Annotated in this window: 21 protein-coding genes; 13 read left to right on the top strand and 8 right to left on the bottom strand. The window is 65.3% G+C overall.

Going from position 1 to position 23,527, the window contains the following annotated elements:
* The first annotated feature begins 9 nt into the window (after nucleotides 1–9).
* From Q0L89_RS13325 to Q0L89_RS13340, 4 genes are read left to right on the top strand one after another with little or no spacing between them, the layout of a single operon-like run.
* Complete coding sequence (locus tag Q0L89_RS13325; protein ID WP_296765987.1) at nucleotides 10–732, top strand: ComF family protein; 723 nt, start codon at nucleotides 10–12, stop codon at nucleotides 730–732.
* A 36-nt stretch (nucleotides 733–768) separates the two neighbouring features.
* Nucleotides 769–1,026 (top strand): glutaredoxin 3, encoded by a 258-nt coding sequence (gene grxC, locus Q0L89_RS13330; RefSeq protein WP_296765990.1) that lies wholly within the window; start codon nucleotides 769–771, stop codon nucleotides 1,024–1,026.
* 5 nt (nucleotides 1,027–1,031) lie between these two features.
* Nucleotides 1,032–1,868, top strand: a complete 837-nt coding sequence (locus Q0L89_RS13335) for a carbon-nitrogen hydrolase family protein (protein WP_296765993.1) — start codon at nucleotides 1,032–1,034, stop codon at nucleotides 1,866–1,868.
* Complete coding sequence (locus Q0L89_RS13340) at nucleotides 1,861–2,301, top strand: MarR family transcriptional regulator (protein WP_296765996.1); 441 nt, start codon at nucleotides 1,861–1,863, stop codon at nucleotides 2,299–2,301. Before Q0L89_RS13335 ends, Q0L89_RS13340 begins: the two co-directional genes overlap by 8 nt.
* A gap of 23 nt (nucleotides 2,302–2,324) precedes the next feature.
* Here Q0L89_RS13340 and ubiG read toward each other — a convergent pair whose 3' ends face one another.
* The gene (ubiG, locus tag Q0L89_RS13345) at nucleotides 2,325–3,068 is read right to left on the bottom strand and encodes a bifunctional 2-polyprenyl-6-hydroxyphenol methylase/3-demethylubiquinol 3-O-methyltransferase UbiG (protein WP_296765999.1); all 744 of its coding nucleotides are present in this window, start codon (nucleotides 3,066–3,068) and stop codon (nucleotides 2,325–2,327) included.
* A gap of 50 nt (nucleotides 3,069–3,118) precedes the next feature.
* On the opposite strand from ubiG, the gene pip reads away from it, so the two are divergent.
* The 5 genes from pip (at nucleotide 3,119) to infB (ending at nucleotide 9,609) form a co-directional block, all read left to right on the top strand.
* Entirely contained in the window at nucleotides 3,119–4,090 is a 972-nt protein-coding gene (pip, locus tag Q0L89_RS13350) for a prolyl aminopeptidase (RefSeq protein ID WP_296766002.1), read from the top strand.
* A gap of 154 nt (nucleotides 4,091–4,244) precedes the next feature.
* Complete coding sequence (gene rimP, locus Q0L89_RS13355) at nucleotides 4,245–4,820, top strand: ribosome maturation factor RimP (protein ID WP_296766004.1); 576 nt, start codon at nucleotides 4,245–4,247, stop codon at nucleotides 4,818–4,820.
* 4 nt (nucleotides 4,821–4,824) lie between these two features.
* Nucleotides 4,825–6,453, top strand: coding sequence for a transcription termination factor NusA (gene nusA, locus Q0L89_RS13360; RefSeq protein WP_296766007.1), 1,629 nt, complete (start codon nucleotides 4,825–4,827; stop codon nucleotides 6,451–6,453).
* 22 nt (nucleotides 6,454–6,475) lie between these two features.
* A complete protein-coding gene (locus tag Q0L89_RS13365; RefSeq protein ID WP_296766009.1) occupies nucleotides 6,476–7,111 on the top strand; it encodes an RNA-binding protein in 636 nt (211 codons plus the stop codon).
* Complete coding sequence (infB, locus tag Q0L89_RS13370) at nucleotides 7,108–9,609, top strand: translation initiation factor IF-2 (RefSeq protein ID WP_296766012.1); 2,502 nt, start codon at nucleotides 7,108–7,110, stop codon at nucleotides 9,607–9,609. The genes Q0L89_RS13365 and infB overlap by 4 nt, the downstream gene beginning before the upstream one ends.
* A 55-nt stretch (nucleotides 9,610–9,664) precedes the next feature.
* Here infB and Q0L89_RS13375 read toward each other — a convergent pair whose 3' ends face one another.
* The 3 genes from Q0L89_RS13375 to Q0L89_RS13385 are packed head-to-tail and all read right to left on the bottom strand — an operon-like array spanning nucleotide 9,665 to nucleotide 12,174.
* The gene (locus tag Q0L89_RS13375; protein ID WP_296766014.1) at nucleotides 9,665–10,063 is read right to left on the bottom strand and encodes a (deoxy)nucleoside triphosphate pyrophosphohydrolase; all 399 of its coding nucleotides are present in this window, start codon (nucleotides 10,061–10,063) and stop codon (nucleotides 9,665–9,667) included.
* Nucleotides 10,060–11,289, bottom strand: coding sequence for a bifunctional glutamate N-acetyltransferase/amino-acid acetyltransferase ArgJ (argJ, locus tag Q0L89_RS13380; RefSeq protein WP_296766017.1), 1,230 nt, complete (start codon nucleotides 11,287–11,289; stop codon nucleotides 10,060–10,062). The genes Q0L89_RS13375 and argJ overlap by 4 nt, the downstream gene beginning before the upstream one ends.
* 3 nt (nucleotides 11,290–11,292) lie before the next feature.
* A complete protein-coding gene (locus Q0L89_RS13385) occupies nucleotides 11,293–12,174 on the bottom strand; it encodes a peptidylprolyl isomerase (protein ID WP_296766019.1) in 882 nt (293 codons plus the stop codon).
* A gap of 174 nt (nucleotides 12,175–12,348) precedes the next feature.
* Between Q0L89_RS13385 and secA the strand changes: the two genes are divergently transcribed.
* The 3 genes from secA (at nucleotide 12,349) to Q0L89_RS13400 (ending at nucleotide 17,758) form a co-directional block, all read left to right on the top strand.
* Nucleotides 12,349–15,072, top strand: coding sequence for a preprotein translocase subunit SecA (secA, locus tag Q0L89_RS13390; RefSeq protein ID WP_296766022.1), 2,724 nt, complete (start codon nucleotides 12,349–12,351; stop codon nucleotides 15,070–15,072).
* Nucleotides 15,073–15,195: 123 nt separating this feature from the next.
* Complete coding sequence (locus tag Q0L89_RS13395; protein ID WP_296766025.1) at nucleotides 15,196–16,167, top strand: hypothetical protein; 972 nt, start codon at nucleotides 15,196–15,198, stop codon at nucleotides 16,165–16,167.
* A gap of 25 nt (nucleotides 16,168–16,192) precedes the next feature.
* The gene (locus Q0L89_RS13400; RefSeq protein WP_296766027.1) at nucleotides 16,193–17,758 is read left to right on the top strand and encodes a phosphate ABC transporter substrate-binding/OmpA family protein; all 1,566 of its coding nucleotides are present in this window, start codon (nucleotides 16,193–16,195) and stop codon (nucleotides 17,756–17,758) included.
* A gap of 10 nt (nucleotides 17,759–17,768) precedes the next feature.
* On the opposite strand, the gene radC is transcribed toward Q0L89_RS13400, so the two are convergent.
* The 3 genes from radC to dnaK form a co-directional block, all read right to left on the bottom strand.
* A complete protein-coding gene (radC, locus tag Q0L89_RS13405; protein ID WP_296766030.1) occupies nucleotides 17,769–18,533 on the bottom strand; it encodes a DNA repair protein RadC in 765 nt (254 codons plus the stop codon).
* Nucleotides 18,534–18,672: 139 nt separating this feature from the next.
* On the bottom strand, nucleotides 18,673–19,827 hold the full coding sequence (gene dnaJ / locus Q0L89_RS13410) for a molecular chaperone DnaJ (protein WP_296766033.1): 1,155 nt from the start codon (nucleotides 19,825–19,827) through the stop codon (nucleotides 18,673–18,675).
* Between the two features lie 75 nt (nucleotides 19,828–19,902).
* Nucleotides 19,903–21,831, bottom strand: coding sequence for a molecular chaperone DnaK (dnaK, locus tag Q0L89_RS13415; RefSeq protein ID WP_296766034.1), 1,929 nt, complete (start codon nucleotides 21,829–21,831; stop codon nucleotides 19,903–19,905).
* Between the two features lie 216 nt (nucleotides 21,832–22,047).
* On the opposite strand from dnaK, the gene Q0L89_RS13420 reads away from it, so the two are divergent.
* Nucleotides 22,048–22,656: an alpha-ketoglutarate-dependent dioxygenase AlkB gene (locus tag Q0L89_RS13420; RefSeq protein WP_296766036.1), complete on the top strand. Its 609-nt coding sequence runs from the start codon at nucleotides 22,048–22,050 to the stop codon at nucleotides 22,654–22,656.
* Nucleotides 22,657–22,669: 13 nt separating this feature from the next.
* Here the strand turns inward: Q0L89_RS13420 and Q0L89_RS13425 are convergent, their stop codons facing one another.
* Complete coding sequence (locus Q0L89_RS13425) at nucleotides 22,670–23,491, bottom strand: ABC transporter permease (protein WP_296766037.1); 822 nt, start codon at nucleotides 23,489–23,491, stop codon at nucleotides 22,670–22,672.
* Nucleotides 23,492–23,527: the final 36 nt, after the last annotated feature.

The raw sequence follows: 23,527 nt of genomic DNA on the forward strand, positions 1-23,527 counted from the left end.
GGGCTGCGCATGGAGTTTCAAACCGCGTTGCGCGTGCTCTACCCGGCGCGATGCCTGTCCTGCGGCGTGCAGGTGGACAGCGACTTCGGCCTATGCGGCGCGTGCTGGCGCGATACCCCCTTCGTCGGTGGACTGGTCTGCGACACCTGCGGCGTGCCGTTGCCCGGCGAGGCAGGCGAGGCGCCGGTTCTGTGCGACGATTGCATGGCCATGCCGCGCCCCTGGGCCCAGGGGCGCGCGGCGCTTCTTTACCGCGACAATGCCCGCAAGATGATCCTTGGGCTCAAACACGGCGACCGGCAGGATATCGCCCGCCCGGCAGCCCTGTGGATGGCCCGCGCGGCGCGGCCCATGCTTGCCCCCGACATGCTGATCGCGCCTGTGCCGCTGCACTGGACACGGATGCTCAGGCGACGTTTCAACCAGGCGGCACTGCTGGCGCATCACCTGGGCCGGCAGACCGGCCTGCCGGTGTGCCCCGATCTGCTGCACCGACGCCGCCGCACGCGGCCGTTGGAGGGCGTCGACCGCGCAGCGCGTTTCGGCCTGCTGGCCGACGCGATCACGGTTCACCCGCGCCGCGCCGCGCGCCTGCAGGGACGGCCGGTGCTGATCGTGGACGACGTAATGACCAGCGGCGCGACACTGGCTGCGGCCACCGATGCCTGCCTCGCGGGCGGGGCCGCGCACGTTTGCGTCATGACACTGGCGCGCGTTGCAAAGCATGCCTAAATCCGCGACAAACACGGAAACGAAAGGAATTCACGTATGCAACCGGTCGAGATTTACACATCGCCCCTGTGTGGCTTTTGCCATGCGGCCAAGCGGCTGCTGAAGCAGAAAGGCGTCAGCTATTCCGAGGTCAACGTCTGGGCCGACCCGGCGCGCAAGCCCGAGATGATCCAGCGTGCAAATGGCGGGCGGACGGTGCCACAGATCTTTGTTGGCGACACCCATGTGGGCGGCTGCGACGAGTTATATGCGCTGGAAAAGGCTGGCAAGCTCGACGCGCTGCTGGCCGGGTGAGCGGCATGCGCGCGGCGCTGCTGCAACTCAATTCCGGCGACGACCCCGCCGAGAACCTGACCGCGACGCAGGCGCGGGTGCGGCAGGCGGCCGCGGGCGGCGCCGACCTGGTGCTGACGCCCGAGGTGACCAACTGCGTCTCGACCAGCCGCACCCGGCAGCACGAGGTGCTCAGCCCCGAGGATGACGATCCGACGCTGGCGGCGCTGCGCGACCAGGCCTGCGAACTGGGGCTGTGGCTGCTGATCGGATCGCTGGCGCTGAAAACCGGCGACGACGACGGGCGTTTCGCCAACCGCTCGTTCCTGATCGGGCCGGACGGGGCCGTTCACGCGCGCTACGACAAGATTCACATGTTCGACGTGCAGGTCTCGGAAACCGAAACCTTCCGCGAATCGGCCGCGTTCCGGCCCGGCAACCGTGCCGTATGTGCCGACACGCCCTTTGCCCGGCTGGGGCTGAGCATCTGTTACGATGTCAGGTTTGCGTATCTTTACCGGCGGTTGGCCCATACCGGCGCGCAGGTGCTTACAGTGCCGGCGGCGTTCTCGCCGGTCACCGGCGCCGCACACTGGGAGGTGCTGCTGCGCGCCCGCGCGATCGAGACCGGCAGCTTCGTACTGGCCCCGGCGCAGACCGGGCGCCACAAAGCGACGCGAGGCAAGCCGCGCGAGACCCACGGGCACAGCCTGGCGGTGGCCCCATGGGGCGAGGTGCTGGCGGATGCCGGCACCGCACCGGGCGTCACATTCGTTGATCTGGACATGCAAGACGTGGCACAAGCACGTAGGCGCGTTCCCGCGCTCGAGCATGATCGCGAATTCGATGGCCCGGATGGATGACCCCAGCAATGCCCTTGCCGTTGCGCTGTTCAGTGAAATCCTGACGGCCGATCAACTGGTGCGCAACAGGTTGTCGCGCATCCTGCCCAAGGGCATGGAGATTTCGCATTTCTCGGTGCTCAACCACCTTGCCCGGGCCGGAGTGGAACGCAGCCCCGCGCAACTGGCACGCAGCTTTCACGTCACCCGCGGTGCGATGACCAACACGCTGGGTAAGCTGGAATGGGCGGGCTATATCCACATCCGGCCCGACTGGGACGATGCGCGCCGCAAGATGGTCGCCATCAGCCCGGCCGGGCGGCGGGCGCGCGATTCGGCACTGGCGGCGATTTCACCCATGATCGGCGAATTGATCGCCGAACTGGGCGAAGACAAGGTGCGCGCCATGCTGCCGATTCTGCGCGAGCTGCGGCTCAAGCTCGAAGACGGCTGAGTGCGCCGCTCAACCGGACCGTTTCACACTGTCACACTGGTGGTGACGTAGTTCACGCTCAGGTCTCGCGACGAGAGCCGCCATTGCCACGACACCGGGTTGAAGACGAACCCCTTGCGGTCGACCGGGTCGAACCCGGCCTCGCGCAGCAGGTCGTAAAGCTCGTCGGGGGTGATGAATTTCGACCACTGGTGCGTGCCCCTGGGCAGCCAGCGCATGACGTGCTCGGCGCCCACGATGGCGATGGCAAAGCTTTTCGGGTTGCGGTTGATGGTCGAGCAAATGTGCAGCCCTCCGGGCCGCAGCAACTGCCGGCAGGCGGTCAGGTAGGCCAGCGGGTCGGCAACGTGTTCGACCACTTCCATGTTCAGCACCACGTCAAACTGCTCGCCCGCCTCGGCCAGTGCCTCGGCGGTGGTGAAACGGTAGTCGATATCCAGCCCCGATTGCTGCGCGTGAAGTTGCGCGACCGGGATGTTGCGCTCGGCCGCGTCGGCGCCCACGACCTCGGCGCCAAGCCGCGCCATGGGTTCCGACAACAGCCCGCCGCCGCACCCGATATCGAGCAGGCGCAAGCCGGCAAAGGGCTGCGCGCCGCTCAGATCCCGATCGAATTCCGCCGCGATTTGCCCGGTGATATAGTCGAGTCGGCACGGATTGAGCATGTGCAGCGGCTTGAACTTTCCGTTCGGATCCCACCACTCGGCGGCCATGGCCTCGAACTTGGCAACTTCGGACGAATCGATGGTGCTGTGACCGGCTTGCATTCTGCTCTCCATGTGCTCTTTTGAGTGCCCGTGGTTGATATAGGACTATCATGGACAAATTCCCGAGCCAAAAGAGCGCACATGCTTACCTGCATCCACCGCGCGAGCCGTTCGATCAGCGGATGATCGACGTCGGCGATGGCCACAGGATCTATGTCGAGCAATCCGGCAACCCCGGCGGCCGCCCCGTCGTGGTGCTGCATGGCGGGCCGGGCGGTGGCTGCAGCCCGGCGATGCGGCGCTATTTCGATGCCCGGGCCTACCGCGTGATCCTGTTCGACCAGCGCGGGTGCGGCCGGTCACAGCCGCATGCCAGCGTCGAGGCGAACACGACCTGGCACCTGGTCGCCGATATCGAACGAATCCGCACCGAACTGGAGATCGACCGCTGGACTGTTTTCGGCGGCAGTTGGGGGGCGACACTGGCGCTGATCTATGCCCAGGCCCATCCCGACTCGGTCGCGCGGCTGATCCTGCGCGGGGTGTTCCTGGCCACCGAAGCAGAATTGCAATGGTTCTACGGTGGCGGCGCCGGGCGGTTCTGGCCCGAAGTCTGGGAAAGGTTCGTCGGCCTGATTCCCGAGGACGAACGCGACGACCTGATCGCGGCTTATCACAAGCGCCTGTTCGCGCCCGATCTGCGCGTGCAGACGGAACATGCCAAGGCCTGGACAGCCTGGGAAAACGCGCTCGCCTCGGTTGCTTCGACCGGGGCCGGGGGCGATACGCCCGACCATTACTCGCGCGCCTTCGCGCGGCTGGAAAACCACTATTTCACCAACCGCGTGTTTCTCGACCGCGACGGGCAGATCCTCGACGACATCGGCCTTATCGCGCATATTCCCGGGATCATCGTCCAGGGCCGCTATGACATGATCTGCCCGCCGCATTCGGCCTGGTCGCTGGCGCAACGCTGGCCCGAGGCCGATCTGCGCATGATCCGCAACGCCGGGCACGCCCTGTCGGAGCCGGGCATCAGCGCCGAACTTGTCCGCGTCATGGACCGCATCGCCGAGGCGTAGGCGCGCGCCATAGATTGCCCCTTGCGGTTTCGTATATCGAGGCGTATATGGCATCCAAATGCGGCGCGTCGGGGGTCCAAACCCACGCCCCACCGGGAACGAACGACGGGCCGCAGCGCCCGTTTTTTTGTGCCCGAAAGGCAGGTCTGTCCGCATGACCAACGACCTGATCGCCAAAGCCGCCATGGATCGCAGGCTGGCCGAGATCGTCACCCCCGTGATCGAGGACATGGGGTTCGAACTGGTGCGCGTGCGCCTGATGAGCGGCAAGAAAACCACGCTGCAAATCATGGCCGATCGTCCCGAGGGCGGCATCGAGGTGGACGATTGCGCCGAGATCAGCACCGCGCTGAACGCGATTCTGGATGTCGAAGACCCGATCCTCGACGAATACACGCTCGAAGTGTCCAGCCCCGGTATCGACCGCCCCCTGACCCGGATGAAGGACTTCGAAGCCTTCGAGGGCTACGAGGCCAAACTGGAAACGACCGAACTGATCGACGGGCGCCGCCGCTTCAAGGGCATGCTCGCGGGCACCGAGGGCGATGAAGTTCTGATCAACCTGCCCGAAGGCACCGTGGGGCTGCAATTCGACTGGCTGTCGGATGCCAAGCTGGTGCTGACCGACGATCTTATCCGCGACATGCTGAAAAGCCGCAAGGATTCCGGCACCCTGAACGAAACCGCTTTCGACGAAATCGAGACCGACACCCGGTCTGAGGAGGACTGAACCCATGGCGATCACGTCTGCCAACCAGCTTGAACTGCTGCAAACCGCCGAGGCCGTGGCCCGCGAAAAGATGATCGACCCCGCGCTGGTGGTGGAAGCGATGGAAGAGTCCCTCGCCCGCGCCGCCAAGAGCCGCTACGGCAGCGAGATGGACATCCGCGTGGAGATAGACCGCAAGACCGGACGCGCCACATTCACCCGCGTGCGCACCGTGGTCGAGGATGACGAACTGGAAAACTACCAGGCCGAGATGACCGTCGAACAGGCCCGCCAGTACATGGACGACCCCAAGGTCGGCGACACCTATGTCGAGGAGGTCCCCCCCGTCGAGATGGGCCGCATCGCCGCGCAAAGCGCCAAGCAGGTGATCCTGCAAAAGGTGCGCGAAGCCGAACGCGACCGCCAGTACGAGGAATTCAAGGACCGCATCGGCACCATCATCAACGGGCTGGTCAAGCGCGAGGAATACGGCAACGTCATCGTCGACGTGGGCCGCGGAGAGGCGATCCTGCGCCGCAACGAGAAGATCGGCCGCGAATCCTATCGCCCCAACGACCGCATCCGCGCCTATATCAAGGACGTGCGCCGCGAAACGCGCGGCCCGCAGATATTCCTGTCGCGCACCGATCCGCAGTTCATGGCGGAACTGTTCAAGATGGAGGTGCCGGAAATCTACGATGGCATCATCGAGATCAAGGCGGTCGCGCGCGACCCCGGCTCGCGCGCAAAGATCGGCGTGATCTCTTACGATAGCGGGATCGACCCGGTCGGCGCCTGCGTGGGCATGCGCGGCAGCCGCGTGCAGGCGGTCGTCAACGAATTGCAGGGCGAGAAGATCGACATCATCCCGTGGAACGAGGACCAGGCGACCTTCCTCGTCAACGCGCTGCAACCCGCCGAGGTCAGCAAGGTGGTCATCGACGAGGATGCCGGCCAGATCGAAGTGGTCGTACCCGACGAGCAGCTCAGTCTCGCCATCGGCCGGCGCGGCCAGAACGTGCGGCTGGCCAGCCAGTTGACCGGGCTGGACATCGACATCATGACCGAGGCCGAGGACAGCGAACGCCGCCAGAAGGAATTCGAAACGCGCACCCAGCTGTTCATGGACACGCTGGACCTCGACGAGTTCTTTGCCCAGCTTCTGGTGTCCGAGGGGTTCAGCTCGCTCGAAGAGGTGGCCTATGTCGAACGCGACGAACTGCTTGTGATCGACGGCATCGACGAGGACACAGCCGACGAGCTTCAGGCCCGCGCGCGCGACAATCTCGAAGCGCAGGCCAAGGCGGCGCTGGATCGTGCCCGCGAAATGGGGGTCGAGGACAGCCTGGTTGACTTTGAGGGCCTGACACCCCAGATGGTCGAGGCGCTGGCCGAGGACGGCATCAAGACGCTGGAAGATTTCGCAACCTGCGCCGACTGGGAACTGGCCGGCGGCTGGACGACCATCGACGGCGAGCGCGTCAAGGACGAGGGCCTTCTGGAAAAATTCGACGTCTCGCTCGCCGAGGCGCAGAACATGGTCATGACGGCACGCGTAATGCTGGGCTGGGTCGACCCCGATGACCTGGTCGGCGGCGCCAATGAGGACGTCGAAGCAGACGCGGAAGACGCCGAAACCGGGGCCGGGGCCTGACCCGGATCGGCAGGAGAACTGGATGGCGCGCACAGAGCGAAGCGGAAATGAAGCCGGCGATGGCCCCGAGCGGAAATGCATCGCAACGGGCGAGGTGTTGCCGACATCGGCCCTGATCCGCTTCGTCGTCTCACCCGACGGTGAGGTGGCGCCCGACCTGTTGGGTAAACTGCCGGGACGTGGTATCTGGGTGACGGCGCGGCGCGCCGCGCTCGAACGCGCCGCCGGCAAGAACCTTTTCGCCCGCGCCGCCAAGCAGCCGGTGCGGGTGCCCGACGACCTGGCAGACAGGGTCGAGGCGCTGTTGGCGCGGCGCGTGGTGGATTTGATAAGCTTGGCCCGAAAAGGCGGCGCGGCCGTCGCGGGCTACGAGAAGGTCAAGGATTGGCTCGCCAAGGAACAGGCGACGGTATTGATCCAGGCCAGCGACGGGTCGGAGCGCGGCAAGTCGAAACTGAGCACGCCGCACCGCGGTGATTTTATCGGCTGGCTGACGGCAGACGAGCTGGGTTCGGCCTTCGGGCGACAAACTGTAATACATGCAGCGCTTGGCGCTGGAGGTTTGTCCGCGCGTGTTGTAGAGGAGGCGGCAAGACTGAAGGGTCTGCGCGTCTCGGACGGCGCGAAGGCCGCCGGAAAGGATAGAAGAGCCATATGAGCGACAACGACGGCAAGAAGACTTTGGGTGTACGTGGCGGGCCCCGTTCGGGGAACGTGAAGCAGAGCTTCAGCCACGGCCGGACCAAGAACGTCGTGGTGGAAACCAAGCGCAAGCGCGTTGTGGTTCCCAAGCCGGGGGCGGGCAAGTCCGCCGGGTCGGACGCGCAGGGCAGCAAACCCGCACAGGGCGACCCCAAGAAGCGGCCCGGCGGGATCTCCGATTCCGAAATGGAACGCCGGCTGAAGGCGTTGCAAGCTGCCAAGGCGCGCGAAGCCGGCGAGGCCGAGAAGCGCGCCGAGGACGAGCGCGCGCGCGAGGAAGAGCGCCAGCGTCGCCGCGAGGAGGCGGAGACGAAGGAGCGCGAGGAACGCGAGCGCGAAGATGCGCTCAAGGCCAAGGTCGAGGAAGAGGCGCGCGCCAAACGCGAGTCGGAAGAGGCCGAGAAGAAGGCCACCGCCCCCGCGCAGCCCGCCCCCGAAGACGTGCCGGCGCCGGCGCGCGGCGGCGGCAAGCCCGCCCCGGCGCAAGCCCGCAAGAAGGAACGCCCACAGGACGAACGCCCCGCCCGTGGCAAGGGCAAGGGCGACGACAGCCGCCGCGCGGGCAAGCTGACGCTCAACCAGGCGCTTTCGGGCGGCGAAGGTGGCCGGCAGAAATCCATGGCGGCGATGAAGCGCAAGCAGGAACGCGCCCGTCAGAAGGCCATGGGCCAGAATGTCGAACGCGAAAAGGTCGTGCGCGAGGTGCAGGTACCCGAACAGATCGTGGTGTCGGAACTGGCCAACCGCATGGCCGAGCGCGTGGCCGATGTCGTCAAGGCGCTGATGCAGAACGACATGATGGTCACCCAGAACCAGACCATCGACGCTGATATCGCCGAACTGATTGTCGAGGAATTCGGCCACCGCGTACAGCGCGTGTCCGATGCCGATGTCGAAGATGTCATCGACGCGATCGAAGACAAGGACGAAGACCTCAAGCCGCGCCCGCCGGTGATTACCATCATGGGCCATGTCGATCACGGCAAGACGTCGCTTCTGGATGCGATTCGCGATGCCAAGGTTGTCTCGGGCGAGGCCGGCGGCATTACCCAGCATATCGGCGCCTACCAGGTGACGACCGACAGCGGCGCGCCGCTTACATTCCTCGATACGCCGGGCCACGCGGCGTTCACCTCGATGCGCTCGCGTGGCGCGCAGGTGACCGATATCGTCGTGCTGGTGGTCGCCGCAGATGACGCGGTGATGCCGCAGACCATCGAGGCGATCAACCACGCCAAGGCCGCCGAAGTTCCGATGATCGTCGCGATCAACAAGGTCGACCTGCCAGCCGCCGACCCCGATCAGGTGCGCTCGGATCTGTTGCGTCACGAAGTGGTCGTCGAGGCGATGTCGGGCGACGTGCAGGATGTGGAGGTCAGTGCCATAAGCGGGCAGGGGCTTGACGAGTTGCTAGAAGCCATCGCGCTTCAGGCCGAGATTCTTGAACTCAAGGCCAACCCCGACCGCGCCGCCGAAGGCGCCGTGATCGAGGCCAAACTGGATGTCGGCCGCGGCCCTGTCGCCACGGTTCTTGTTCAGAAGGGCACACTGCGCCGGGGCGATATCTTCGTCGCAGGCGAACAGTGGGGCAAGGTGCGCGCCCTCATCAACGATCACGGTGACCGAGTGAACGAGGCCGGGCCGTCGGTGCCGGTCGAGGTGCTTGGCCTCAACGGCACGCCCGAAGCGGGCGATGTGCTCAACGTGGTCGAAACCGAAGCGCAAGCGCGCGAAATCGCCGAATACCGCCAGGAAAAGGCCAAGGAAAAGCGCTCCACCGCGGGGGCCGGCACGTCGCTCGAACAGCTCATGGCCAAGGCCAAGGAAGACGAGAACGTCAAGGAATTGCCGATTCTGGTCAAGGCCGACGTGCAGGGCTCGGCCGAAGCGATCGTTCAGGCGATGGAAAAGATCGGCAACGACGAGGTGCGCGTGCGCGTGCTGCACTCGGGCGTCGGCGCGATCACCGAATCCGACATCGGCCTGGCCGAAGCATCGGGCGCGCCGGTCTTCGGGTTCAACGTGCGGGCCAACGCGCCGGCGCGCAACAGCGCCAACCAGAAGGGCGTCGAGATCCGTTACTACTCGGTGATTTACGACCTCGTCGATGACGTGAAAGCGGCAGCAAGCGGCCTGCTCAGCAACGAGATCCGCGAGCGGTTCATCGGCTATGCCGAGATCCGCGAGGTCTTCAAGGTCACCGGCGTCGGCAAGGTGGCCGGCTGCCTGGTCACCGAAGGCATCGCGCGCCGCTCGGCCGGCGTGCGCCTGCTGCGCGACGACGTGGTGATCCACGAAGGCACGCTGAAAACGCTGAAACGCTTCAAGGACGACGTTAACGAGGTTCAGTCTGGTCAGGAATGCGGGATGGCGTTCGAGAAATACGACGACATCCGCCCCGGCGACGTGATCGAGATTTTCGAACGCGAGGAAGTCGAGCGCAAGCTCGCCTGATCCAAAGCGAATGCGATCATGCGAAAAGGGCCGCTATTGCGGCCCTTTTTCGTGGTCAAAGCCAGTCGCGCAGGATCGGGACCAGTGGGATATCCGCGGGCGGCATGGGGTAGTCGCGCAAGGCATCCGCGCGCACCCATTTGAGTGCCTGCTTTTCCTGCGGGGCCGGTATGCCCTGCCATTTGCGGCAGGCGAACAGCGGCATCAACAGGTGGAAATCGTCGTAGCCGTGGCTGGCAAAGGTCAGCGGCGCGAGGCAGCTTTCCCAGGTGTCGATGGCCAGCTCCTCGCGGAGTTCGCGAATCAGGGCTGTTTCGGGTGTCTCGCCCGGCTCGACCTTGCCGCCGGGAAATTCCCACAGGCCGGCCATCGCCTTGCCCTCGGGGCGCTGCGTCAGCAGGACACGCCCGTCGCGGTCGATCAGGGCCACGGCCGAAACAAGAACGATTTTCACGACCGGTAATCCGCGTTGATGTCGATATATCCATGGGTCAGGTCACAGGTCCAGACCGTGCATTGCCCCTGCCCGAGCCCGATATCGACACCGATGACCAGTTCAGCGTTCTTCATGTAGGCGCTGGCGGCAGCCTCGTCATAGCCCGGCGCGACCCAGCCGTTTTCGGCCACGGTGATATCGCCGAACCGGATCGACAGGCGGTCGCGGTCGGCGGCGGCACCGGATTTGCCCACTGCCATCACCACGCGGCCCCAATTGGCGTCTTCGCCGGCGATCGCGGTCTTGACCAGCGGCGAATTGGCGATCGACATCGCATGGGTGCGCGCATCGGCGTCGCTGGCCGCACCGGTCACGCGCACCTCGACGAACTTGGTCGCCCCCTCGCCGTCGCGCACCACCTGCTGCGCCAGGTCCAGCATCACCGCCTCCAGCGCCGCGGCAAAGGCGGGGTCGTCGTCCACGTCCACCCCCGACGCGCCGGTGGCGCCGACGATCAGGCTGTCGGAGGTCGAAGTGTCGCTATCGACGGTGATGCAGTTGAAGGTGCGATCGGTCAGCCGCCCCAGCAGCGATTGCAGCGCCGGGCGCGCGATCCGCGCGTCGGTAAAAATATAGACCAACATCGTCGCCATGTCCGGCGCGATCATCCCCGAGCCCTTGGCGATGCCGGCGATGCGCACCGTGCCGCCGCCGGCCACCGAAATCTCGCGCCCGGCGCCTTTTGGGAAGGTGTCGGTGGTCATGATGGCGCGCGCTGCGCCCTCGACGCCCGACGGGCTCAGCCCCGTTGCCAGTTCGTCAAGTACGGCGACAATGCGATCATGCGACAGTGGCTCGCCTATCACCCCGGTCGAGGCCGGGAACACCCGTTCCGCCGGCAGGCCCAGCCGTTCGGCGACCGCCGCGTTTATCGCCTCTACCGAACGCGCACCATACTTGCCTGTAAAGGCGTTGGCATTGCCGGAGTTGACGATGATCGCGGCGCCGGCATCGCTGTCGGCGCCGATCTTGGCCTGGCAATCCAGCACCGGCGCCGCGCGGGTGGCCGACCGGGTGAAGACGCCCGCGACGGTACTGCCCGGCGCCAGGTGGGCCAGCATGACATCGGCACGGGCCGCATAGCGCACCCCGGCCTCGGCACTGGCAAAGCGCACCCCGGCGACCCGGGGCAACCGCGGGAAACCATCGGGGGCAAGCGGCGAGCGCGCGGGCGTCATGGCCATGGCTCAGTCCTTGAGAAGCTCGATATTCCCGAGCGCGGCCGGGTCGATACCTTCCTGTCCGGGCAACGCGATCTCGGCACTCTCGCGCAACGCGGTCACCCGCGCCTCGACGGCCTGTCGCTGCACCTGCGCGGTCAGCTCTTCGCGTACCTCGTCAAGCGCCGGCACGTCCTTGAGCCGCGTATCGTTCAGGCGGACGACGTGCCAGCCAAATTGCGTTTTTAGCGGGTCCGAGACCTGCCCGGCCTCCAACTCGGTGACCGCCTGCTCGAACTCTGGCACCATCTCGCCGCCTCCGAACCATCCCAATTCGCCGCCGCCAGGGCCCGAAGGGCCGGTCGAATGCTCGCGCGCCAGCTTGGCGAAGTCCTCGCCCTCGCGGGCGCGGGCGGCCAGTGCGGCGGCCTCTTCCTCGGTCTTGACAAGGATATGCGAGGCGTTCCACTCGCGTGCCGGTTCGGCGTTGGCGTAAGTTTCCTCGTAGGTGGCCTTGATCGCATCCTCGGTCAGCGCCCCGCCGACGATGGAATTGACCACTTCCGAGGCCAGAAGCGTGCGCTTCTCGTTTTCCAGCGCCATCTTTACCCGCGCCGGCATCTTGTCCTCGATGGTCTGGGCCAGCAATGTCTGCTGCACCAACTGGTCGAGAATGCCCTGGAACAGTACATCGTCCGGCATCGACTGGTACTGCTCGGGCAGGCTGCTGCGCGCGATGATCATCTGACCCAGGGTGATCTCATCGCCGTTCACGGTGGCCACGACGGTGTCGGCCGCCGCTGCCGCGCCGGAATTGTCGGCGGTGTCGGTGGTGTCCTGCGCGGCGGCCGGCGAGGCGGCGAAGACCGCCAGCACCAGCGCTGACAGAAATCTGCGGTGTCCAGTCATTGATTCGTCCTTGATTTGCACGCTTTCCGCGCGCGGCGTTGACACTCATGCAGCCTCCCCTTACATCGCGGTAGGGCCAAGGTCAGGCTGCATTTCCCGTCCCTTGTAGGCATAGTGGAAACCGCGGGCAAGCCTGTGGCCACGCACGAGCGGAAATACGGGAACGGATTGAACATGCTGGGTTTCTCATCAATCGCCAAGAAGGTCTTCGGCACCCCGAACGACCGCAAGATCAAGGCGACGCGCCCGATGGTCGAACAGATCAACGCGCTGGAACCCGAGTTCGAAAAGCTACCCGACGCAGGCCTCAGGGAAAAAACCGACGAATTCAAGAAACGCCTGGCCGACGGCGAAAGTGTCGACGACCTGCTTCCCGAGGCATTTGCCAACTGCCGCGAGGCCGCGCGCCGCACATTGGGCCTGCGCGCCTTCGACGTGCAGCTGATGGGCGGCATTTTCCTGCACCAGGGCAACATCGCCGAGATGAAGACCGGCGAAGGCAAGACGCTGGTTGCCACATTTCCGGCCTACCTGAATGCGCTGACCGGCAAGGGCGTGCACATCGTCACCGTCAACGACTACCTCGCCAGGCGCGATGCCGAATGGATGGGCCGCGTCTACGGGGCACTGGGGATGACCACCGGGGTGGTCTATCCCGGCCAGGCCGAGGACGAGAAACAGGGCGCCTACGCCGCCGATATCACCTACGCCACCAACAACGAGTTGGGCTTCGACTACCTGCGCGACAACATGAAGGCCAGCCTCGAAGAAATGTACCAGCGCGGCCACCACTTCGCCATCGTGGACGAGGTGGACAGCATCCTGATTGACGAGGCGCGCACGCCGCTGATCATATCGGGGCCGTCGGACGACCGCAGCGATCTTTACACGACCATCGACAAGCTGATCCCGGAGTTGACGGACGAGCATTTCGTCCTCGACGAAAAGCAGCGCACCGTCACCTTCACCGACGAGGGCAACGAGGAGCTGGAGCAGATACTGCACGCCCGCGGCATCCTGCCCGAGGAGCAATCGCTCTACGATCCCGAAAGCACGACCATCGTGCACCACGTCAACAACGGGCTGAAGGCCCACAAGATGTTCACGCGCGACAAGGACTACATCGTGCGCGACGGACAGGTTGTGCTGATCGACGAGTTCACCGGCCGGATGATGCCCGGGCGGCGCTTGTCGGACGGGCTCCACCAGGCGATCGAGGCCAAGGAAGGGGTCGAGATCCAGCCCGAGAACGTCACGCTGGCGCAGGTCACGTTCCAGAACTATTTCCGCCTCTACGAGAAACTGGCCGGCATGACCGGCACCGCACTGACCGAGGCCGATGAATTCGCCGAGATCTACGGGCTGGGCGTTGTCGAGGTACCCACCAACCGCCCCATTGCGCGGGTCGACGACGACGATGCCGTCTACCGCACCCAGCAGGAAAAGCTGGATGCCATCGTCGAGACAATCCGCGAGGCGCATGCCAAGGGGCAGCCGATGCTGGTGGGGACCACCTCGATCGACAAGTCCGAAATGCTCAGCACGCTGCTGACCGAGGCAGGTATCGAGCACAACGTTCTCAACGCGCGCCACCACGAGAAAGAGGCGCAGATCATCGCCGAGGCCGGCAAACTGGGCGCGGTGACCATTGCCACCAACATGGCGGGGCGCGGCACCGACATCCAGCTTGGCGGCAATGTCGAGTTGAAGGTGCAGGACGCGCTCGACGCCGACCCCGATGCCGACCCGCAGGAAGTGCGCGCGCGCATCGAGGCCGAACACGCCGAGGAGAACGCCAAGGTGATCGAGGCCGGCGGCCTGTTCGTGCTGGCCACCGAACGCCACGAAAGCCGGCGTATCGACAACCAGTTGCGCGGCCGCTCGGGACGCCAGGGCGACCCGGGGCGGTCGGCATTCTTCCTCAGCCTCGAAGACGACCTGATGCGAATCTTCGGGTCCGAGCGCCTGGAAAAGGTTCTGTCGGGCCTCGGCATGAAGGAAGGCGAGGCGATCGTTCACCCGTGGGTGAACAAGTCGCTGGAACGCGCGCAGGCCAAGGTCGAAGGGCGCAACTTCGACATCCGCAAGCAGTTGCTGAAATTCGACGACGTGATGAACGACCAGCGCAAGGTGATCTTCAGCCAGCGCCGCGAGATCATGGAGGCCGATGACCTATCCGAGATCATCTCCGACATGCGCAGCCAGGTGATCGACGACCTGATCGACCAGTACATGCCGCCGAAAACATATGCCGATCAGTGGGATACAGAAGGTTTGCACGCCGCGTGCATCGACAAGCTGGGTATTGACGTGCCGGTTGTCGCATGGGCCGACGAAGAAGGCGTGGACGACGAGCACATCGCCGAGCGCCTGGAAGAGGCCGCCGCGGCGATGATGGCCGAAAAGGCCGGCGCCTTCGGTCCCGATACCATGCGCCGGATCGAGAAGCAGGTGCTGCTGCAAACCATCGACGGCAAGTGGCGCGAACACCTGCTGACCCTGGAACACCTGCGCAGCGTCGTGGGCTTTCGCGGCTATGCACAGCGCGACCCGCTCAACGAATACAAGACCGAGGCATTCCAGCTCTTCGAGGGCATGCTCGACAGCCTGCGCGAAGACGTGACGCAAAAGCTGGCGCAGGTACGCCCGATGACCGAGGCCGAGCAGCAGGAACTCATCGAGCAGATGCAGGCCCAGCAGGCCGAACTGGACAAGGCCGCCGATCAGGCGCAGGCCACCGGACCGGACGAGACCGCCGGAACGGGCGCGGCCCTGCCCGACGCGGTCGAGGGCTTCGTCGAAAGCGACCCGTCGACATGGGGCAACCCTGGTCGCAACCAGCCCTGCCCCTGCGGCTCGGGGAAGAAATTCAAGCACTGCCACGGGCGGTTTCTCTGATCTTCTCTGATCCGTTCGCACGCGCGGCGGCGCACGCCTCATTGACTCCGCGGCGACGCCACAGTGGCGCCCATTTTCGATGCTTCAATTGCCCCTGAACCGCAAACCGCGAAGGGGTTTGAAATGATCAAGCTGCCACCCTTGATGCTGGTGGGGGGAACCGTGGCCTCGGCACTGGGTATCGGCTACGGCTTCCATCTCGCCAACACCACGTCCCCGGCCCCGACCCGCGCCATACAAGTGGCCCAGGCGCAGCCGGCGCTGCAATCACGGGGCCCCGAGCTGACGCTCACCGACATCACCTTCACCGCTGCCGCCCCCGACATGGCGGTGCGCCCGATCGACCCGGTCGCGCGCCCGGTCGCACCGCGGAAAATGCTTGTCGCGGGCCCCGATCGCGGCGTGACGGGCGGCGACGATACCCCGCGCGCCGATTGCGAGCCGCAATTCATCGCCACGGCCGCGCCCGACGCCATGGTTCGCCTGGCGCTTTCCGACCCCTGCCTTGCAGGGCGCAACGTGACCTTTCACCACAATGGCATGATGTTTTCCCACCCGGTGGGACCGAACGGCTCGGCCACCGTCACCGCCCCGGCGCTGGCAGAGCGCGCGATCTACATCGTCTCTTTCGGCGATGGCAACGGCGCCGTCGCACAGGCCCATGTTCCGGACCTGCCCACGCATCAACGCGTCGTCCTGCAATGGCAGGGCGACGACGGCCTGCAATTGCACGCCTTCGAAGATGGTGCCGCCTACGGCGAGCCCGGGCACCTTTGGGCCGGCAGCGGCGACCAGGCGGCGCCTCGCAACGACGACGGCATGTTTCACCATTTCGGCGACGGAACCGGGCCCGATGGCCTGCGCGCCGATGTCTACACCTTTCCCGGCGGCAACGCCGATGTCGTGGTCAATATCGAGGCCGAGGTCACCGGCGCCAATTGCGGCCACGAGGTGAGCGCGCAGGTGTTGCAGTTGGCATCCGGCGACGCGCTGAAGTCGCATGACCTGTCGATGGCAATGCCCGACTGCGACGCCAAGGGCGATTTTCTTGTGTTGAAAAACCTCGACCGAGACCTGAATATCGCCCGCAACTGAGGCGTGGGTAGTCGAGGCAGCTCAAATGACCATTGCGCGTGCGGCCATCGCCGCCGCACTGACCGTTTTCGCGATCTGCGCCAGCCCTGTGGCGGCGCAGGATGTACGGCTGTCGTCGCGCGATGGCGGCATCGAGATTTCCGGCACCCTGCTGGGCTTTGACGGGCGCTTCTATCGGGTCGAGACGGTTTACGGCGAACTGACGGTGGATGGCAGCGGTGTGTTGTGCGAAGGGCCCGGTTGCCCCAACCTCGAGAATTTCGTCGCCGAGATAAGAATTTCAGGGGCGCCCACGATGGCGCGCGTCCTGTTGCCGGCGTTGGTCAGGGGGTTTGCACGGCGCGCCGGCTACACGCTGCAGAAAGAGGCGTCGCCCAACGGCGCGCAGCACTATCTGCTGTCGCACCCACGGACGGGCCGCAAGGCAGGCCGGTTCCGCATCAGGTCTTCCAGCAGCGACGAGGGCTTTGCCGATCTGCTGGCCAACGAGGCCGACATCGTCATGTCGCGCCGCGAGGTACGCGCGGAAGAGGCCGCCCGCGGCCGCGCCACCGGGCTGGGCGATCTCGCGGCGCCGGGACAGAGCCGGGTGATCGCGCTTGACGCGCTGGTGCCGATCGTCGCCCGGGACAGCCCGCTTGACACGATCACGCTCGCCGATTTGGCGCGGGTGTTTTCGGGAGGTATCGACAACTGGGCCGCCTTGGGCGGACCGGACGCGCCCATTACCCCGCATCTTGGCCAGAGCGACGCGGGCGCCGGTCAGGCGGTGGTCGATCTCATGCTGACGCCGGTACGAAACACGCCGGCAGCGAACACGGTTTTTCACGACAGCGACGCGGCGCTGGTCGCGGCCGTCGCGGCCGATCCGTTCGGTATCGGGCTGGCCAGCAGCGCAGCCAGCGACGGCACGCGGCGGCTGGCGCTGAGCGGCAGTTGCGGCTTTCCCCTCGGCGCCAGCCGCCGCTCCGTCAAGACCGAGGATTACCCACTCACCATGCCGCTGCTGCTCTACCGCCCGATGCGCCGGCTGCCGCAACTGGGACGCGAGTTCATGGCCTATATCGGCGGCCCGGCGGCGCAGCAGGTGATCCAGCGCGCAGGCTTCACCGATCTGGGCGCCGAGGAGATCGGTATCGACGCGCAAGGCATCCGCCTGGTCAACGCGATCTCGCGCGCGGGCGGAGGGAAGGCCCGATTGGACGCCTTGCAGGACATGGTCGCCACCCTGGCGCCACTGAAGCGACTGACGACCACATTTCGCTATGACACCGGGTCGACGCGCATGGATGCGCAATCGCGCACCAATGTGCGGCAACTGGCGCGGGCGCTCGAAGACGGGGAATATGACGGGCGACGCCTTCTGCTTGTGGGGTTCAGCGATGGCCAGGGCTCCGCCGGGTTGAACCGTACCATCGCGCTGCGCCGCGCCGAAAACGCGCGCAAGGCCATTCTGGACGCGGCCCCGACCGCCGATACCGCGCGCTTTGCCATCGACGTGACCAGTTTCGGCGAGGCCATGCCCATGGCCTGCGATGACAGCGCCTGGGGGCGGCGCATCAACCGGCGGGTCGAGGTATGGGTGCGCTGAGTCGGCCCCGTCAGAGGTAGCCCTCGGCGCGAAAGCTCAGCTCGCGCGACTTGCCGATGATCAGGTGATCGTGCACCGCGATGTTCAGTGCCTCGGCCGCTGCCACGATCTGCGCGGTCATCGAGATGTCGGCCTGCGACGGGCCGGGGTCGCCCGACGGGTGGTTATGTACCAGGATCAGCGCGCTGGCGTTCAGCTCCAGCGCGCGCTTGACCACCTCGCGGGGGTAGACCGGCACATGATCGACGGTACCGCGGGCCTGTTCCTCGTCCGCGATCAGCACGTTCTTGCGATCCAGGTAAAGGATGCGGAACTGTTCGGTATCACGGTGCGCCATGGTGGTATGGCAGTAGTCGAGTACCGCATCCCAGCCCGAAATCACGGGGCGGTCAATGACGCGCGCGCGGGCCATGCGGTGTGCCGCGGCCTCGACGATCTTGAGTTCCTCCACCACGCGCACACCGACGCCGCGCACCTCGCGCAGGCGGGCGACGGGGGCCGACAGGACGCGGTTGAAATCCCCGAACCGGTCGATAAGGGCGCGCGCCAGCGGTTTGACGTCCTGCCGCGGGATGGCGCGGAACAGCACCAGTTCCAGCATTTCGTAGTCCGGCATCGGCTGCGCGCCGCCCTGCATGAAGCGGGCACGCAGCCGCTGGCGGTGGTCGGCCATGTAGGAAGGCACGCGCCCGCCCGGCAGCGGCTGTACGGCCTGCACTTCGTCGCTGTCGAACAGGGGCAAAGGCCCCTCGCAAAAGGCGTTTCGGCGGGTCATGTCCGCAGCCTGCGCACGCAGCGTGAATATCCGGTTAACGCGGCCACGGTGGTGCATGGCTGCGTGATCCGGGATGTGCAAAGGGCGCCGCAACAACGCGGCGCCCTTTCGCGGCCGATCCGTTCACACGGGCAGTGGTTCAGCTTTTCATCGCATCCCAAAAGCTCTTGACCGACGAGAAGAAGGTCTTGGAATTGGGGTTATTGTCCTCGGACATCTCATCGAACTCACGCAGCAACTCCTTCTGCCGCGCGGTCAGGTTCACCGGGGTCTCCGCCGCCAGTTCGATGAACATGTCGCCATGGCCACCGCCGCGCAGCGCCGGCATGCCCTTGCCGCGCAGGCGCATCTGGCGGCCCGACTGGCTGCCTGCGGGGATTTTCACCCGCGCCCGGCCGCCGTCAATGGTGGGCACCTCGATATCGCCGCCCAGCGCGGCGGTGGCCATCGACACCGGCACGCGGCAATGCAGGTTGTTGCCGTCGCGCTCGAACAACTCGTGCGGCGCCACGTCGATGAAGATGTACAAATCGCCCGTCGGGCCGCCGCGCATCCCGGCCTCGCCCTCGCCGGCAAGGCGGATGCGGGTGCCGGTTTCGACACCGGCCGGCACGTTGATCGACAGCGCGCGCTCTTTCTCGACGCGCCCCTGCCCGGCACAAACCTTGCATGGATTCTGGATGATCTGGCCCAGCCCCCCGCAGGTGGGGCAGGTGCGTTCAACGGTGAAAAAGCCCTGCTGCGCCCGCACCTTTCCCATACCCGAACAGGTGGGGCAGGTGGTGGGTTGCGAGCCGCTTTCGGCGCCACTGCCGTCACAGGCGTCACAAGGCACGGACGTGGGCACGCGGATGGTTTTCGACAGCCCCGAATAGGCCTCTTCCAGGGTCACCGACAGGTTGTAGCGCAGGTCGGAGCCGCGCGCCGCCCGGCCGCGGCCACCGCCGCCGCGTCCACCGCCCATGAAGTCGCCGAACAGGTCGTCGAACACGTCCGAGAAGGCCGATGCAAAATCGCCCTGCCCCGCACCCGGCCCACCGGGCCGCGGTCCGCCACCGCCCATGCCGCCTTCAAAGGCGGCATGGCCGAACCGGTCGTAGGCCGCCTTCTTTTCGGCGTCCTTGAGAACCTCGTACGCCTCGTTCGCTTCCTTGAACTGCTTTTCGGCTTCGGGGTTGTCGGCGTTGCGATCCGGGTGCAGTTCCTTGGCCTTCTTGCGGTAGGCCTTCTTTATCTCGTCCGCCGAGGCGCCCCGAGGGACGCCCAGCACATCGTAGAAGTCGCGTTTTGCCATTGGGTTTCCCCTTGTCAGGAACGTGACGGGCCGGCCCAGCCACCCGGACCGGCCCGCTCAGGTTCTGGCGCGCGGTTACGAGCGCTTGTTTTCGTCGTCGAGATCCTCGAAATCTGCATCGACGATATCGTCGTCGCCACCGGCCTTGGCCTGCTCGTCGGCCGCTTCGGGGGCTTCCTCGCCCTCTTCCTGGCTGGACTTGTAGATCGCCTCGCCCAGCTTCATGGCCGCTTCGGTCACGTTCTGGATGCCGGAATTGATCTTGTCGGCGGTGACATCGTCTTTCTCGAGGTCGTCCTTGAGCGCCGAGATGGCCAGTTCGATCGCCTCGACGGTGGTTGGGTCCACCTTGTCGGAGTGCTCTTCGAGCGACTTCTCGGTCGAGTGGATGAGGCTTTCAGCCTGGTTCTTGGCATCGACCAACGCACGCCGTGCCTTGTCGGACTCGGCGTTTTCCTCGGCGTCCTTGACCATCTTCTCGATGTCGTCCTCCGACAGGCCGCCGGATGCCTGGATGGTGATTTTCTGTTCCTTGTTGGTGCCCTTGTCCTTGGCCGAAACGTTCACGATCCCGTTGGCGTCGATGTCGAAGGTCACCTCGATCTGCGGCATGCCGCGCGGAGCCGGCGGGATGTCCTCGAGGTTGAACTGGCCGAGCATCTTGTTGTCGGCCGCCATTTCACGCTCGCCCTGGAAGACCCGGATGGTCACGGCAGACTGGTTGTCTTCTGCCGTCGAGAATACCTGGCTCTTCTTGGTGGGGATGGTGGTGTTGCGGTCGATCAGACGGGTGAACACGCCGCCCAGGGTTTCGATGCCGAGGCTCAGCGGCGTCACGTCCAGAAGGACCACGTCCTTGACATCACCCTGCAGCACCCCGGCCTGGATGGCGGCACCCATGGCGACCACCTCATCTGGGTTCACGCCCTTGTGCGGCTCTTTGCCGAAGAACTTGGTCACCTCCTCGATGACTTTCGGCATCCGCGTCTGGCCGCCGACCAGCACCACTTCGTCGATGTCGTCCTTGGTCAGGCCAGCATCCTTGAGCGCCGCCTGACAGGGTTTCATCGACGACTTGATCAGGTCGTTCACCAGGCTTTCCAGCTTGGCCCGCGTCAGCTTCATCACCATGTGGAGCGGCTGACCGGTGTCCTTGTCCATCGAGATGAACGGCTGGTTGATCTCGGTTTGGCTGGAACTCGACAGCTCGATCTTGGCCTTTTCGGCGGCTTCCTTGAGCCGCTGCAGCGCCATCTTGTCCTTGGTCAGGTCAACGCCGTGTTCCTTCTTGAACTCTTCGGCGAGGTAGTTGACGACCCGCATGTCGAAGTCCTCGCCACCCAGGAAGGTGTCGCCGTTGGTGGACTTCACCTCGAACAGGCCATCGTCGATTTCGAGAATGGTGATATCGAAGGTACCGCCGCCGAGGTCGTAGACCGCGATCGTTTCGCTGGTCTTCTTGTCAAGACCATAGGCCAGCGCGGCCGCCGTGGGCTCGTTGATGATGCGCAGAACTTCGAGGCCGGCGATCTTGCCCGCGTCCTTCGTGGCCTGGCGCTGGGCGTCGTTGAAATAGGCCGGCACCGTGATCACGGCCTGCGTCACCTCTTCGCCCAGGTAGGATTCGGCGGTTTCCTTCATCTTGCCGAGGATGAAGGCGGAAATCTGGCTGGGGCTGTATTTCTCGCCCTTGGCTTCGACCCAGGCGTCGCCGTTGCCGCCGTCGACGACGTTGAACGGCATGTTCTTGTTGTCTTTCGCCAGATCGGGGTCATCCTTGCGGCGACCGATCAGGCGCTTGACGCCGAAAATGGTGTTGGTCGGGTTGGTCACGGCCTGGCGCTTGGCCGCCTGGCCGACAAGCCGCTCGTCATCCGTGAACGCGACGATCGACGGCGTCGTGCGCGCGCCCTCGGCGTTTTCGATCACGCGCGCCTGGCTGCCATCCATGATGGCGACGCAGCTGTTGGTGGTGCCGAGGTCGATACCGATTACTTTGGACATCTTTTTTCGATCCCTTCTTGAGTCAAGGCGATTACACGAGGCACGGACCCGTTATGGCATCCTGCCCCGATCCGGGGTGCGGCGTCCGGGGGTCGTCCGCCGCGTTTCGAGGGGTATATAAGGAGGGGGCCGGCACGCTGCAAGCGCCGCGCGCCGGACAACTGAAACGAATCCCGCCCAAGCCGGCAGGACGGAAATGACACGAAAGGGGTTTCGATGACGCGGCCGACGATTTCGATACGTGGCGTGGACGTTTTCGAGGCGTATCTGAGTCCGCCGGAACAGCAGGCCCTGGTGGAGGATCTGCGCGCGGTGATCCGTCAGGCACCGCTGTTTTCACCGGTCACGCCCGGGGGCCGGCGGATGAGCGTGCGCATGACATCGGCGGGGCGCTATGGGTGGGTGTCGGATCGCAGCGGCTATCGCTATGCATCACACCACCCCGACGGCGACGCATGGCCACCGATACCCGAACGCGTCCTGGCCGTCTGGCGCGATCTGGTGAGCCCCGAACGTGCCCCGGATTGCTGCCTGGTCAACTGGTATGACGAGGGCGCGCGCATGGGCCTGCACCAGGATCGCGACGAAGCCGATTTCGGCTGGCCCGTTCTGTCGCTGTCACTGGGCGACGAGGGGCTGTTCCGCATAGGCAACACCACCCGCGGCGGCAAGACCGAGTCGATCTGGCTTCGCTCGGGTGATGTGCTGCGCATGGGCGGCGAGGTGCGGCTGGTGTATCACGGCATCGACCGGGTCAAGCCGGGCAGCAGCACCCTGCTGCCCCGCGGCGGGCGCATCAACCTGACGCTACGCGTGGTGGATTGACCCGGCTGGCGGGTCACTGGCGGGCGGACCAGCTCAACGAAGCATGGCGGCGGGTGTAGAACTCTCCCATCAAACCGATCATCAGGAACGCGATGCCGAAATAGACAGGGTATTCCACCGAACTGTTGCGCGGCAGGTAATTGATGAAGGTGAACCCGCGGCACTGGTCGATGGCATGAAACAGCGGATTCCAGTCGAACATCGCCAGCATCGACGGCGGCAAGGTATTGGCGACGAACATCTTGCCGCTGGCGATCATGTTGGCGCGCTGGTAGATCGTGGTGACCACGCCGACGAAGACGGGAAACCATGGCTTCAGCGCCAACAGGACCAGCCCGATCGATAGCCCGGCGAACCATGACAGAAGCACCATTCCGAAGGCCGGTATCGGCTGATCGATCACGAAGGGGTGGAAGCCGACATGGTAGATGAACAGGATTGCCACCAGCGACAGAACCTGGATGTACAGCGCCCCGAGTGAGGCCGAGGCGATCGCCACGATGGTGTTCATGGGGGCGTGTTTCATCATCGGTGATGCCGGCCCTTCCGAGCCCACGACCGCGCCCAACGTCTTGTTGTGCACCATGAACAGGAAAATGCCCGACATGATGTAGAGCAGGAAATCGCCCCTCAGCGCCGCGCCACGCAGGCCCAGCACCGTGAACATCACGTAAAACACCGCGACCAGGATGAACATCTGCAGCATGTTCAGCAGGATCGACATCAGCGCGTTACCGTGCGTCTTGCGGATATCGCGCACGATGCCGTGATAGACGAGTTCCCCGAATATCAGGGCCGAGACCACGCCCGACCGGCGCGTCGATTGTTGAAACATCGCCTCAATTCTCCGCTGTCCAAGGGACGGGTATCA

The organism is Sediminimonas sp., from assembly GCF_024637375.1.
Classification (GTDB): domain Bacteria; phylum Pseudomonadota; class Alphaproteobacteria; order Rhodobacterales; family Rhodobacteraceae; genus Sediminimonas.

Coding starts and splice junctions, on each gene's coding strand:
- nusA (WP_296766007.1), top strand. CDS start 4,825: ATGGCGATCACGTCTGCCAACCAGCTTGAACTGCTGCAAACCGCCGAG.
- radC (WP_296766030.1), bottom strand. CDS start 18,533: ATGACCCGCCGAAACGCCTTTTGCGAGGGGCCTTTGCCCCTGTTCGAC.
- Q0L89_RS13335 (WP_296765993.1), top strand. CDS start 1,032: ATGCGCGCGGCGCTGCTGCAACTCAATTCCGGCGACGACCCCGCCGAG.
- Q0L89_RS13395 (WP_296766025.1), top strand. CDS start 15,196: ATGATCAAGCTGCCACCCTTGATGCTGGTGGGGGGAACCGTGGCCTCG.
- infB (WP_296766012.1), top strand. CDS start 7,108: ATGAGCGACAACGACGGCAAGAAGACTTTGGGTGTACGTGGCGGGCCC.
- rimP (WP_296766004.1), top strand. CDS start 4,245: ATGACCAACGACCTGATCGCCAAAGCCGCCATGGATCGCAGGCTGGCC.
- Q0L89_RS13385 (WP_296766019.1), bottom strand. CDS start 12,174: ATGACTGGACACCGCAGATTTCTGTCAGCGCTGGTGCTGGCGGTCTTC.
- ubiG (WP_296765999.1), bottom strand. CDS start 3,068: ATGCAAGCCGGTCACAGCACCATCGATTCGTCCGAAGTTGCCAAGTTC.
- argJ (WP_296766017.1), bottom strand. CDS start 11,289: ATGGCCATGACGCCCGCGCGCTCGCCGCTTGCCCCCGATGGTTTCCCG.
- Q0L89_RS13425 (WP_296766037.1), bottom strand. CDS start 23,491: ATGTTTCAACAATCGACGCGCCGGTCGGGCGTGGTCTCGGCCCTGATA.
- Q0L89_RS13420 (WP_296766036.1), top strand. CDS start 22,048: ATGACGCGGCCGACGATTTCGATACGTGGCGTGGACGTTTTCGAGGCG.
- dnaJ (WP_296766033.1), bottom strand. CDS start 19,827: ATGGCAAAACGCGACTTCTACGATGTGCTGGGCGTCCCTCGGGGCGCC.
- Q0L89_RS13400 (WP_296766027.1), top strand. CDS start 16,193: ATGACCATTGCGCGTGCGGCCATCGCCGCCGCACTGACCGTTTTCGCG.
- Q0L89_RS13365 (WP_296766009.1), top strand. CDS start 6,476: ATGGCGCGCACAGAGCGAAGCGGAAATGAAGCCGGCGATGGCCCCGAG.
- secA (WP_296766022.1), top strand. CDS start 12,349: ATGCTGGGTTTCTCATCAATCGCCAAGAAGGTCTTCGGCACCCCGAAC.
- dnaK (WP_296766034.1), bottom strand. CDS start 21,831: ATGTCCAAAGTAATCGGTATCGACCTCGGCACCACCAACAGCTGCGTC.
- grxC (WP_296765990.1), top strand. CDS start 769: ATGCAACCGGTCGAGATTTACACATCGCCCCTGTGTGGCTTTTGCCAT.
- Q0L89_RS13325 (WP_296765987.1), top strand. CDS start 10: ATGGAGTTTCAAACCGCGTTGCGCGTGCTCTACCCGGCGCGATGCCTG.
- pip (WP_296766002.1), top strand. CDS start 3,119: ATGGACAAATTCCCGAGCCAAAAGAGCGCACATGCTTACCTGCATCCA.
- Q0L89_RS13340 (WP_296765996.1), top strand. CDS start 1,861: ATGGATGACCCCAGCAATGCCCTTGCCGTTGCGCTGTTCAGTGAAATC.